Here is a 12,513-nt window from a genome sequence, read left to right on the forward strand (position 1 = left end):
AGTTAAGAAACAACTTTTAATTAAAAACAGACGCGATTAATCGCGTCTCTTCTTCTAACTCCTAACTTGTATTGTGCTAGAACGACCTGTATCTGAACTCTCAAAACCTCACCGACGCTTACCCGATCAGCGCTGGCAAATTTATCCACAAAAACCAGAATTTGCCCAAAATCTGGCAGCTTTGACAAACATTTCACCCATTGTCAGCCAGTTGTTGATTAATCGGGGTATGGAAACACCAGAACAGGTACAAGCATTTTTAAATCCAGAGTCTTTAGTTTTGCCTTCGCCGTTAGAAGATTTCCCAGATTTGGCGATTAGTTTGGAGTTATTGCAAAATGCGATCGCTTCTCAAACAAAAATTGCTATTTGTGGTGATTACGATGCTGATGGGATGACCAGCACTGCTCTACTTTTGCGTAGCCTCCGCACTTTAGGCGCACAAGTAGATTATGCTATTCCCAGCCGGATGCACGAAGGTTACGGTATCAATAAACGCATAGTTGAAGAATTTCACAGCGAAGGTGTGGGATTAATTCTCACTGTAGATAATGGCATCTCTGCGTTTGAACCAGTTGCTAGAGCTAGAGAACTTGGTGTTGCAGTTATTATCACCGATCACCACGATATCCCCCAAAAATTACCCCCAGCTAACGCTATCCTCAACCCCAAACTAATAGCAGAATCTTCACCTTATCGGGGTGTTGCTGGTGTTGGTGTTGCCTATATTTTGGCAGTGTCTCTTGCACAACAGCTAGGGGAAACTAAGGGCTTGATCCAGCCGATGCTAGCACTATTTACACTGGGAACGATCGCAGATTTAGCCCCCTTAACTGGCGTAAATCGCCGTTGGGTAAAACGCGGTTTACAGCATTTACCCAAATCCAACTTAGCTGGTGTACAGGCGTTAATTCAGGTAGGCGGCGTACAGGCGAGGGGAGATGAGGGAGCAGGGGGAGCAGGGGGAGCAGGGGGAGCAGGGGGAGCAGGGGAGCAGGGGAGCAGGGGAGCAGAGGAGAAAATTTCTAATCCAAAATCCAAAATTCAAAATCCAAAATCGCTGAAGCCTGAAGATATCGGTTTTCGCTTGGGGCCACGAATTAATGCTATTGGTCGGATTGGTAATCCCCAAACTGTGATTGAATTGCTGACTACAGATGATATGGGAGTGGCGCTGGAAAGAGCAATGCAGTGCGAACAAATCAACGCTTCTCGCCAGGAGATGTGTCAGCAAATTGAACAAGAAGCGATCGCTTATGTGGAGACGGAATTTGTTGCATCTCTACAAAAAGACCGTGTATTAATTGTTGTTCAACCCAATTGGCATCATGGCGTTATTGGGATTGTCGCCTCCCGCTTAGTAGAACGCTACGGCGTTCCCGTGTTCATCGGGACTTATGAGGATGAGGGACATATACGCGGTTCAGCACGCTCAATTCCAGAGTTTCATGTGTTTGAAGCTTTGGAATATTGTCAAGATTTACTAGGAAAATTTGGCGGACACAAAGCAGCCGGGGGATTCTCTCTACCAGCAGAGAATTTACAGATGGTGCGATCGCGTTTGATTGAGTTTGCTAACCAGTGTCTTGAACCCCAGCATCTCAAGCCTCTGCTCAAAATTGATGCTGAAGTCAACCTAAATCATCTCAATCAACAGCTTTATCAACAGCTTAATGCTCTGCACCCCTGCGGTATGGACAACCCCGATCCAGTTTTCTGGACACCTAATGTTCAAGTGGTTGAGCAAAAAATCGTCGGTAAGGGTCACATTAAGCTGACAATTGCCCAAACTATTGATAATCAGGAGTATAAAATTAAAGCGATCGCTTGGCGTTGGGGCGACTATTTCCGCTTACCACCGCGAGTGGATGTCGCTTACAAACTACGAGAAAATTACTTTAACGGTAACACCAGCATCGAGCTAGAGTTAATCGGTGTCAGACTGCCAGTTCAGCTTCAAAAATTTTTTGCTTCGCCACCTACCCTGTCAAGCACCACTTTTGAATACAACCAACGACACTATACTTGTGGTTTCTATAAAAACGGTATTGAAGCAGAATTAAGAATTAAAAACTCTGAAGGCAAAGTCTTGGCCATGCAGCCAGGACATATAATCGGTTTACTGGGCACTAATCGTCAAAATGCCAAAGAGGTTGATATCTCTCAGCCACAGTATGACAGTATTATCCAAGCTGCCCTTCAGGCGTTATCGGTATTGAGTGCTGAGTTATGAGTTACAAGTTATGAGTTATGAATTCTTAATTAACTTCTCATTCTTAACTTTTAACTGTTAACCCCTTAGTCAGCACTCAGAACTCTTATAAGTTGCCGTTGCGAAATGCCAGCAAAAAGATTACCACTGGCCCAGCAATCACAATTAGCGCCACGGACAGCAATTGGAAAATAACTTCCCAATTGATACTGGTAAAAGCGTTAAACAAGTCAGATACAGCGTCAAACATTTTTCCTTTTCTCCTCCCAATTGTCTTAAAAAATTCAATAACTTAATTACAAAACCCGCAATCGATCATATCTGGCCATGGCCTGTTAGATTTAATTTACTTAACAAAATTATAAGAAAAGATATAAAAACGTAAAATAGGGGGACTAGGGATTGGGAAAATTTTTCTCAATCCCCAGTCCCCAATACCTAATCCTCAATCCCCAGTCCCTAATTCAAAATGGCAACTTGGCAATGTGTAAAACAATGTGGAGCCTGCTGCAATCTCGATCCAGCAGAGCGTCCAGATTTGGATGAGTATCTCTCACCACCAGAACTAGAACTCTACCTAAGCATGGTAGGCGAAGGGGGATGGTGCGTTAACTTCGACCATACTACGCGAGAATGTCGCATCTACCAGAATCGTCCGCGCTTCTGCCGTGTGGAATCAGAAGTGTTTCAAGATATGTATGGGGTTGAACCAGAAGAAGTCAACGATTTTGCTATTGACTGCTGTTACCAACAAATAGAGGGAGTATATGGCGATCGCAGTCTGGAAATACTACGCTTTAATCAAGCTGTTGGGCTGTGAACTCCCTACTGCTCGTTTTAGTATCTAGAATTGCAATTTATTACAACAATCTGAGAATATGATAGAAATATGAAAAGAACCTCGCAACAAAACTATTGCCTGTGAAACTTGATTCTGCTCCTTTGGACATTTCTGGCATATCTCAGACTGAGATCGAGCTAGAACTGAAAGACAGCAATGATTTTAACTTAACTCCTGCGATCGCCCAACCAGTTGAGCCTGTAGTTGCCGATAGTCCTCAGAAGCAGCAATCAGCAGTAGTAATTTTTGGTACGACTTTTGTAACCATTTTTCTAGCAGAAATTGGAGATAAAACTCAGCTATCCACCCTATTAATGAGCGCACAATCTCATTTGCCGTGGGTGGTATTTATCGGATCTGCGGCTGCACTGATAACCACCAGCTTATTAGGTGTGCTTTTAGGTAGTTGGATAGCCACCCGACTCAGCCCAAAAACTGTAGAAAAATCAGCAGGCGTGATGTTGTTGGTGATTTCCCTAATGCTCTTTTGGGATGTATTTACTAGTCATTAGTCATTTGTCATTCTTCCCCTGCTTCCCCACTCCCCCTTAATAATATGGATTGGCATCTTTTAGGACTGAGTTTTATTACAGTTTTTTTATCAGAATTGGGTGACAAAAGTCAGCTAGCGGCGATCGCCCTTTCAGGCCGTTGTAATTCTCCGCGTGCAGTATTTTTTGGCGCAGCAGGCGCATTGCTGTTGACAAGTCTGTTGGGAGCATTAGCAGGAGGTGCAGTAGCAGAATTATTACCTACACGCGTTTTAAAAGCGATCGCTGCTGTAGGATTTGCCATCCTTGCTGCACGCCTGCTGTTATTTAACAATGAACCATCGACGGATTCTGAACAAACACCTTAAAGAAGAATTCAGAATTTAGAATCCAGGAATCAGAATTACTCTTTGTGGAGGATTGGAACCCGCCAAGGTTTTAACCAGTAATTCTCTACGAGACGCTGCGCGTAGCTTGCTTCGACGTTCGCAAAGCAAGGGCTACGAGAAGCTCAGTAAGCATCAGACTCGAATTCATCCTCAATTCTGACTCCTGAGTTCTGAATTCTTCTTTACAAAGTTTCCCAACCGGTTCCTTTGTAGCCGTATTGAAAAATTTCTGGATGCAAGATTTCTGCCAAAATTTCTAGAGAATCTACCAGTCGTGGCCCTGGACGATTGAAGTAAGAATTGCCATCAGTAATATATACCCTACCAGCTTTGGTAGCGTGCAGTTTTTCCCAGTCTGAATGTTGAGTTAATAAATTGGCTTCTTGGCGAGTGCGATTTAAATCAAAGCCACAAGGCATAAAAACAATTACATCAGGATCGGTTGTTAATAGTGTTTCCCACGGCAAGATAGAAGAAGGCTGACCTGTAGCGCAAAATAGAGAATGTCCTCCTGCTAAGTTAACTAATTCAGGAATCCAATTGGCGGCTACCATCAAAGGATCAGTCCACTCAATACAGGCGACAGTAGGCTGTTCATTTAACGAAAGTCCCTGGATTTTATGCTGACAAATTTTGACGCGAGCTTCTAAGTTTTCTATGACTTTTACAGAGTCTACGCCAAAGGTGTTACCAACTCGCTCAATGTCAGCCCAAATATCCTGGAGAAGATTGGGTTGTAAAGAAATAATCTGCGGTTTACTGTCAATGAGTGTAGCAACCGCCTTTTCAACATCGTGTAAGCTGACAGCACAAACATCACACTGGTCTTGAGTGAGAATGTGGGTAGGCTGTAATTTCTCTAAAACATCTGTTTTGATTTGGTAAATACTAAGAGCAGATTGCAATAAATTGCTCACTTGATCGTGAATTTGGCTGCTAGAGGCATTGGAGTTTAAGCGTGCTTCGGTACAAATAGGGCGATTGAGGATTTCTGGAGGGTAATCGCATTCGTGCGATCGCCCCACAATAGCATCAACCAAGCCTAGTGTCGCTAATATCTCTGTCCCACCGGGAATCAGGGAAACAATTTTCACATTACTATCCGTCATTCGCTCCACCTCCACAAAACCTGCTATTACTTAAATTTTCGCAAAATTTGAGCCATTAGGCATCTTTCTCTAGGAGAATTAAGCTTGTTTTGGTAGTCAACACTCAGCAATAAATTAAACTCAGTGTTCGGTATTCGGAAGAGTCTAGGACTTACGCATTGACAGAAAAGCCTAAATGACAGATAGACCTTTCAAGGCTTTTAGCTAGATTTTTCAATTATCTTTTTGCGATCGCAATTAACAAAGGATGCTTTGTAAAAGCCTGAAACAATCTATTTAGGTTAATACACAAGATGATTCATTTGTACAGTGCGTAAGTCCTAGAGTCTTTCTTAGCCCTCAGTCCCTAAACCCAAATTCAAAATACTATACTACTTGATATAAAACTAATGATTTATGAAAAAGCTCGGTACAGATCGAAAAGCCTAATTCCTTATTCCCTACTCCCTACTCCCCACTCCTTGCCCACGTAGACAATTTAAAACATCAAATACGATTTCTATAGTAGAATTACTTGATAATGAAATTCTTTGAAATGCTAATTATCCCCTAGCAAAAATTACTGGCATGAAGTAATAGAAGCAATGAGCAAAATTTAGTTTAAAACTTGTTATCCAAAATCATAAATTTTAATTAAAAAAAATATATATTCCGGTTATGAAAAACCAGAACACGTAGTTGTAGTTATACACAGACATTTCTACTTTTTCCATAAAGCTGCAAGGCAAAATTGTTTCTTCTTGAGGTCAACTAATGCAGGTGGTGTCAGCTAGAGATATTACAGAACGCAATCAGTCCCAAAAGGCTTTGCAAATCAAAGAAAATCATCGACGAAAACAAAGCCAGACGCTGGTGCAGCTGGCAAGAAGCAAGACATTTCAGCAAGGTGATCTCAATGCAGCCTTAAAAGAAATCACAGAGGCTGCTGCTCGGACGCTTTTAGTAAAGCGGGTTGGTGTATGGTTATACAATCAAGAACTTTCAAAAATTGAATGCATTGATTTATATAATGTAAACACCAAGCAGCATAGCTTTGGTAACTCGCTTTCAGAAAAAAATTATCCAGCTTATTTCCAAGCTTTAGAAAAAGAACGTACCATTGCCGCAGATGATGCCATAAACGATACAAGAACCCAAGAATTATCCGAGTCCTATCTTTCAGTTTGGGGCATTACATCCCTGCTGAATGCACCAATTTGGTTAGAGGGTCGTTTGATAGGCGTAGTGTGTCATGAACACATAGGCGAAAGTCGCAAATGGACTTTAGAGGAAGAGACTTTTGCTGGCTCCATTGCAGATTTCGTGACGCTGGCTATAGAAGCGAAAGAGCGAAACTTCGCACAAAAAGCATTGCGACAGAGTGAAGCGCAATTTCGGGCGATTTTTGAGCGTTCTTCTATCGGTATTGGACTTATAAATATGAAAGCGCAGATAGTCGATATGAATCTGGCACTGTGCGAGATTTTAGGATATAGCCGAGAAGAGCTATACGGCAAGCGCTTTACAGATTACATTTGCACGAAAAGGGGGGATTTAAAACTTTACAAACAACTGATGTCAGGAATTCACACAGACTTAAAGAGAACTTCGAGAGTAGGTTTCCAACCCTCCAAATATCAGGAACAGTTTGTCGAAAAACATCGGATTGAGATGAAGAGACGTTGCCTGCATCAAAATGGTAGCTTAGTTTGGACTCATATCTGTGTTTCTGTTATACCAGCCAGCAATGGTGAACCTGAGTTTTTTTTAGCGATGATTGAGGACATTACTGAACGTAAGGAAACAGAATTGAAACTTCATGCCTCTCAGGAAGCAGCAGAAGCTGCTAATCGGGCAAAAAGTGAATTTTTAGCAACCATGAGTCATGAGTTGCGGACACCTCTGAATGCAATTATGGGTTTGTCGCAGTTGTTACAACAAGAAATAGTTGGCTCTCTCAATGAAAAGCAGAACGAATATGTAAGTTGTATATATAGTAGTGGTGAACATCTCCTGGCACTGATTAACGATATCCTTGATTTATCTAAGGTAGAAGCAGACAAAGAGGAACTGTTATTCTCACCTTTGCCAGTGTCAGATTTATGTAATTATGCTATGTGGACAGTGCGCGATCGCGCCTCAGAAAAGGGATTACAACTCACCTGTAAAATTGACGTAGAAGAGGATATTTGTATTGGTGATGAGCGGCGCATTAAGCAAATGCTACTCAACCTGCTCACCAATGCCATTAAATTTACCCCAGCCGGTCAGGTATCGCTGGTAGTAAAAAAAGTACCGCAAGGAATAACTTTTACAGTTTCAGATACTGGAATTGGTATAGACTCAAATCAATTTCCATTTCTATTTGAACCGTTTAAACAACTTGATAGTCGGTTAAATCGACAGTATGAAGGCACTGGCTTAGGTTTAGCTTTAACACGCAAATTAGCGCGTTTGCATGGTGGAGATGTGACTGTTAAATCGATTTTAGGAGAAGGTAGTCAGTTCACTCTATTTCTACCAAATCCAGTGGAGATGCAAACAGAACAAGATAAAGGACAGCAAGAGACAACAGCAATATCCTCTCCAACTCCCCCAAATCAAATCATTTTACTTGTGGAAGAAGAAGAAAATACTGCCATATTATTGCAAGATTATCTCCAGACAATTGGCTATCAAGTTAAGTGGATAGACAGCGTAAATAACTTTTTACAACAAGTGCGAAACCTCCAGCCAAATTTAATTTTGTTGGATGTCCAGCTAATAAGTGATGCTAGTGGCTGGGATTTGCTAAATGTTCTCAAACAAGAGCCTTATTTCTCAGATTTGCAGGTAGTGATGATGGGCTTTAGCGAACCTCCTGAAGAGAAGCTTTCTATTCTGCAAGCTGGTGCTAACGACTATCTTATCAAACCAATTCGAGTAGTTCAATTAGAGTCAATATTGACACGATATTTGAATTCTAGCGATTTTCAGATTAACAAAACATCAATTTAGACTGGAGCGATGCATATAGCAGTCCTATTTGCTTCATAAAAAATCATTGCCTAATAGAGAATAGGTGCGTTACGCTGTCGCTTTAACACACCCTACTAGATAATTTATTTTTTAGAAGTCCCTAAAATCTAAAAATTAAACTTTGCTCAACCACTCATTCTCCTCTGGGTCTTTAAACAGTGAAGTACTGAGATAGCGTTCACCGAAACTGGGCTGTATCATCACGATTAGGCGACCTGCATTTTCTGGCCGTTGTGCTACTTGAATAGCAGCATACAACGCAGCACCAGTAGAAATCCCCGATAGCAATCCTTCTTCTTTTGCGAGACGACGGCTGTAAGCGATCGCCTCCTCATCCGCTACCTGAATCACCTCATCCACCAGTTCTGCACGGTAAATTGCTGGGACAAATCCCGCGCCAATACCTTGAATTTTGTGAGGCCCTGATTTACCGCCTGCTAATACTGGGCTGTTGCTTGGTTCAACTGCGATCGCTTGAAAACTCGGCTTCCGTTTTTTAATAACTTCTGCAACTCCAGTAATCGTCCCACCAGTACCCACTCCCGCCACGAGAATATCTACCTCTCCATCGGTATCATTCCAAATTTCTTCTGCCGTGGTTTCGGCGTGAACTTTTGGGTTGGCGGGGTTGCGGAACTGCTGCAACATATAAGCATTGGGCGTTTTAGCTACAATCTCTTCTGCATGAGCGATCGCTCCTCGCATCCCTTCTACCCCTGGCGTTAACTCTAGTTGAGCGCCATAAGCTTTGAGCATTAATCGTCTTTCGTGGCTCATTGTGTCAGGCATCGTTAGAATGAGATGGTAACCCTTGGCGGCTGCTACCATCGCCAGCGCAATTCCTGTATTTCCAGAAGTCGGCTCTACTAAAACGGTTTTTCCAGGGTGAATTAAGCCTGCTTCTTCTGCCGCTTCCACCATACTCGCACCAATCCTGTCTTTGACAGAAGATGCTGGATTCATGCTTTCTAGCTTCACCACAATCCGAGCAACCGCTCCTGAACCTTGGGGAATCTTATTTAATTGAACTAAAGGAGTTCGTCCGATTAACTCTGTGATATCTTTGGCTATCCGCATGTCAGTACTCCTTGGTGACTAAATATAATACATTGGACTTTGCTGGGCGCGAGTTTCCCTTTCCTGGCACAAGTCTTGGAGTGTATAACGACCCAAAACTTCAATTGAGGCAGCGTTAGCTTGCTCCCAAACTTCATAAACCAGAGTCTTTTCCAGAGTCAAAGAGTCAGAGGTATCTTTCTCTTTTCGCTCGCCTTCTACCAAAGTGACAATTTCAAGTATTGTAATCTGCCAAGGTTCACGAGCTAAAACGAAACCTCCTTTAGAGCCGCGTTGACTCTGCACCACACCAGTACGCCGGAGGTTGGTCAAAATTTGTTCCAGATAGCGTTCAGGTATAGGTTGCTTGGCAGTGATCTCGCTCATGGTTAGAGGAAGCTTTTTCCCGTGGTGGCTTGCCAGTTCTAAGAGTGCCAGCAGTGCGTATTCCACTTTGGAAGACAGATCCAAGAGAGCGTAGTTTTGGCTATTCAAGACTGTACTCAACATACTACGGTGAATTGGGGGACTTATCGCAGTTTATGCGAAATTAATTTTTCTCAAAGTGTGGAATGTGATAGCATCCCACTTAACTACCCGCAAAAACACTCTATCCTATCGACTTACCGTAGATTATTATCCTACAAAATTCCCATAAATAACCTGATCTTTTTGTGGGAATTATCCTGAGTTTCTGTTTTCAGAGCCTCACCCACCAACAAAAATCCTAACAGAGTATGCTAATAACTGATTTGCGAACCATTTTTGAGCGTGACCCAGCAGCCCGTAACTTGCTAGAAGTATTGTTCTGTTACCCTGGACTCCAAGCTTTAGTATTTCATCGATTAGCACACTGGCTGTATAAAATTGGAATTCCCTTTATACCAAGGTTCATCTCCCATATTAGTAGGTTTTTAACCGGAATTGAAATTCATCCTGGGGCATTAATTGGCCAGGGAGTGTTTATAGACCACGGGATGGGAGTAGTGATTGGCGAGACTGCGATCGTGGGCGATCATGCCTTGATTTATCAAGGTGTCACCCTTGGCGGGACTGGCAAAGAAAGCGGCAAACGCCATCCAACTTTAGGTTCTCATGTAGTTGTGGGAGCGGGTGCAAAGGTATTGGGAAATATTCAAATTGGCGATCGCGTCCGTATTGGAGCAGGTTCTGTGGTGCTACGAGATGTCCCCAGTAACACTACTGTAGTGGGGATTCCAGGGCGCGTGACTCGTCAGAACAACTCGTCTACTAATGTTCTGGATCATGATAAAGTGCGCGACGTAGAAGCTGAAGTCATCCGTGCTTTATTTGAACGCGTCAAGGCTCTAGAGAAACAGTTCGAGGAGTTGCAACAATCAAGTTTGTCCCCAACTGAGCTTGACGACGAACCAACCGCCAACCCTAAGAACAATAATTCTGATGGGATAATTGAAGATTTTCTTGATGGTGCGGGAATTTAATTTTGGGCATGGGGCATGGGGCATGGGGCATAGGGCATTAGTTATTAATTACTCTCCTCTGCTCCCCCTGCTCCCTCATCTCCCTCATCTCCCTCATTCCCCACTCCCCTCTTTAAAATATTCATAGCCTCTTAGAACCTGATATAAATATAATACTACGGTTAACTTATCGGAGAATAGTCTTATATAGTATGGTAGCTTTGTACACAAGCTTATCTAGCTCAAGTAATAATACTAAAGAAATTTTTGCCCGTAGGTCATTTCTACCAGAGCATCAAAACGGGCTTTGGAAGATTGAAACGGGTTTTATCAGGACTTTTACCTATCTGGAAGATGGTACAACCGTTGCTCTGGGATTGTGGGGCCCTGGAGATGTCGTTGGTAAAGCTTTGTCAAAATTAGATCCTTACCAAATGGAATGCCTAACTAAAGTAGAGGCGACGGTCTTACCTTTAGAGGAATGGACTCAACTAACAGAAACTCTACTTACCCATATCCACCAGGCTCAAGAATTAATGGTTATTCGTAGCCATAAAAAAGTCGAAACCATGCTGATCAAGCTGTTGGCATGGTTATCCAAAAAGTTTGGTTCGGAAGTTGAAAAAGGACGTTTAATAGATATGCGTCTAACTCACGAAGACTTGGCGGAAATGCTTGGTTCAACTCGTGTGACTATCACTCGTATTCTTGGGCAGTTTGAGCAAGAGGGCCTGATTGCTCGTCTTTCCTTGCATCGAATTGTACTGCGAGAAGAAGAAATTTGGTACTACGAAATTTAGATTATTTCAGCAAAACCAGCCATCGCCGTCAGCATTCGGCTTACCCACAATTCTCAAATTCAGGGATTCTAGGTAAGCCAGACCGTTAGAGATTTGTGGCACTGTTCCCCGCAATTCAATGTCAAAATATCCTTCTTGATCTGTATTTGGTTGTAGTAGGGCTTTGGTAATATTAACTACCAATCCGTAAGTAGAAATTAACTGCGAAATCACAGGCGCTTGCAGATAGCATTTAGGAATATATATCCGCAGACGAATCTGGGTGACTTGCCTTTTTGTGGAAACTGAAGAAACCAGTGATAATCTGCTTTGAGAATTGGTTTGACGGTTATTTAATGCTGCCATTGGATAGTGACTATTTTGTGAATTAGCGTAGGCGTAGCCCGTCGTAGACATCGCTATAAACGCTAGATAAATCCAGCCAAATTGGTAGCCCCAGTTTTTCTAAATAACTCAGGCTAGAGTAGAGTTGCTTTGTTCTCCCCCACAAATCCAAATCAAACCAGCCGTCATCTTCGGTATCGGGTTGGAGTCTAGCACTAGTGATATTGACTGTTAGTCCATAACGAGAAACTAACTCGGAAATCACTGGTTCTTCGTAATAAGATTTTAAAACGCACACTTGCAAGCGCAATCGACTGGTTTGACCGAGAGAAATCCATTGCTGGAATTGTTCTTGCCATTGATTTTTTAGCCATGCAGAGTCTTTGGGACTTATGCTAGCTGGATGTGGGAAAGTTAAAGAGTGTTGGTTGGGTTGAATTTGGGTAGCGATCGCTAATTCCACCAAATTCACTCCCAATCCTTGCAAGTAAGATAGGCTATTTGTCAGTTTTAGGGGATTTCCCGAAAGTTCCAAGTCAAACCAGCCATCGCTGTCATTGTCTGATGTCAAGGATGCAGCTTTGATATTGACGGTTAAACCATAACGAGACACCAGCCGGGAAATTACAGGTTGCCTGTGATACCTCTGAGGCACGAGAATTCGACTGTGGACTGAAGCGGGTTCTACAGATTTATTCTGAGACATCAGATTAATTCCCAATAGCGATACCTATGGTGGTCACTGAGCGCAAGCGCAGCCCACACTTCAGCTGTGCCTAAGCAATCTTTGGCTTCGACAGAGAATCTTGCTGATGCCCTGCCTGGTTGGATGTCAGCCTTATAGAGACTTTC

13 protein-coding genes are annotated in these 12,513 nt (G+C 42.7%); 7 read left to right on the forward strand and 6 right to left on the reverse strand.

Translation table 11 applies throughout. The features are described 5' to 3' along the window. Positions 1-73: 73 nt before the first annotated feature. Positions 74-2,233, forward strand: coding sequence for a single-stranded-DNA-specific exonuclease RecJ (locus V7K25_RS04575; protein ID WP_335155483.1), 2,160 nt, complete (start codon positions 74-76; stop codon positions 2,231-2,233). A gap of 85 nt (positions 2,234-2,318) precedes the next feature. Here the strand turns inward: V7K25_RS04575 and psb30 are convergent, their stop codons facing one another. Further along, complete coding sequence (psb30, locus tag V7K25_RS04580; protein WP_114086065.1) at positions 2,319-2,462, reverse strand: photosystem II reaction center protein Ycf12/Psb30; 144 nt, start codon at positions 2,460-2,462, stop codon at positions 2,319-2,321. A gap of 219 nt (positions 2,463-2,681) precedes the next feature. Here psb30 and V7K25_RS04585 point away from each other — a divergent pair, with 219 nt between their 5' ends. The 3 genes from V7K25_RS04585 (at position 2,682) to V7K25_RS04595 (ending at position 3,912) form a co-directional block, all read left to right on the forward strand. Next, on the forward strand, positions 2,682-3,032 hold the full coding sequence (locus V7K25_RS04585; protein ID WP_335155485.1) for a YkgJ family cysteine cluster protein: 351 nt from the start codon (positions 2,682-2,684) through the stop codon (positions 3,030-3,032). Between the two features lie 101 nt (positions 3,033-3,133). After that, complete coding sequence (locus V7K25_RS04590; RefSeq protein WP_335155487.1) at positions 3,134-3,565, forward strand: TMEM165/GDT1 family protein; 432 nt, start codon at positions 3,134-3,136, stop codon at positions 3,563-3,565. A 44-nt stretch (positions 3,566-3,609) separates the two neighbouring features. Further along, positions 3,610-3,912: a TMEM165/GDT1 family protein gene (locus V7K25_RS04595; protein ID WP_335155489.1), complete on the forward strand. Its 303-nt coding sequence runs from the start codon at positions 3,610-3,612 to the stop codon at positions 3,910-3,912. Between the two features lie 203 nt (positions 3,913-4,115). Here V7K25_RS04595 and V7K25_RS04600 read toward each other — a convergent pair whose 3' ends face one another. Beyond that, a complete protein-coding gene (locus V7K25_RS04600; RefSeq protein ID WP_335155490.1) occupies positions 4,116-5,042 on the reverse strand; it encodes a cobalamin-binding protein in 927 nt (308 codons plus the stop codon). A gap of 753 nt (positions 5,043-5,795) precedes the next feature. Here V7K25_RS04600 and V7K25_RS04605 point away from each other — a divergent pair. After that, complete coding sequence (locus V7K25_RS04605) at positions 5,796-8,018, forward strand: hybrid sensor histidine kinase/response regulator (RefSeq protein ID WP_335155492.1); 2,223 nt, start codon at positions 5,796-5,798, stop codon at positions 8,016-8,018. A gap of 135 nt (positions 8,019-8,153) precedes the next feature. On the opposite strand, the gene cysK is transcribed toward V7K25_RS04605, so the two are convergent. Then, entirely contained in the window at positions 8,154-9,116 is a 963-nt protein-coding gene (gene cysK / locus V7K25_RS04610; RefSeq protein WP_335155494.1) for a cysteine synthase A, read from the reverse strand. An 18-nt stretch (positions 9,117-9,134) separates the two neighbouring features. Continuing rightward, positions 9,135-9,605, reverse strand: a complete 471-nt coding sequence (locus V7K25_RS04615) for an RrF2 family transcriptional regulator (protein WP_335155496.1) — start codon at positions 9,603-9,605, stop codon at positions 9,135-9,137. A 227-nt stretch (positions 9,606-9,832) separates the two neighbouring features. On the opposite strand from V7K25_RS04615, the gene cysE reads away from it, so the two are divergent. Beyond that, on the forward strand, positions 9,833-10,558 hold the full coding sequence (cysE, locus tag V7K25_RS04620) for a serine O-acetyltransferase (protein ID WP_335155498.1): 726 nt from the start codon (positions 9,833-9,835) through the stop codon (positions 10,556-10,558). Between the two features lie 191 nt (positions 10,559-10,749). Further along, complete coding sequence (locus tag V7K25_RS04625) at positions 10,750-11,337, forward strand: Crp/Fnr family transcriptional regulator (protein ID WP_335155500.1); 588 nt, start codon at positions 10,750-10,752, stop codon at positions 11,335-11,337. 6 nt (positions 11,338-11,343) lie between these two features. Here V7K25_RS04625 and V7K25_RS04630 read toward each other — a convergent pair whose 3' ends face one another. Both V7K25_RS04630 and V7K25_RS04635 read right to left on the reverse strand, forming a co-directional pair. Beyond that, positions 11,344-11,733 (reverse strand): NIL domain-containing protein, encoded by a 390-nt coding sequence (locus tag V7K25_RS04630; RefSeq protein ID WP_335155502.1) that lies wholly within the window; start codon positions 11,731-11,733, stop codon positions 11,344-11,346. Then, positions 11,705-12,367 carry an NIL domain-containing protein gene (locus V7K25_RS04635; protein ID WP_335155504.1) on the reverse strand — a complete coding sequence of 221 codons (663 nt, stop codon included), beginning with the start codon at positions 12,365-12,367 and terminating at the stop codon, positions 11,705-11,707. Before V7K25_RS04635 ends, V7K25_RS04630 begins: the two co-directional genes overlap by 29 nt. Positions 12,368-12,513 lie beyond the last annotated feature (146 nt).

This window comes from Nostoc sp. (assembly GCF_036919495.1).
Classification (GTDB): domain Bacteria; phylum Cyanobacteriota; class Cyanobacteriia; order Cyanobacteriales; family Nostocaceae; genus Nostoc.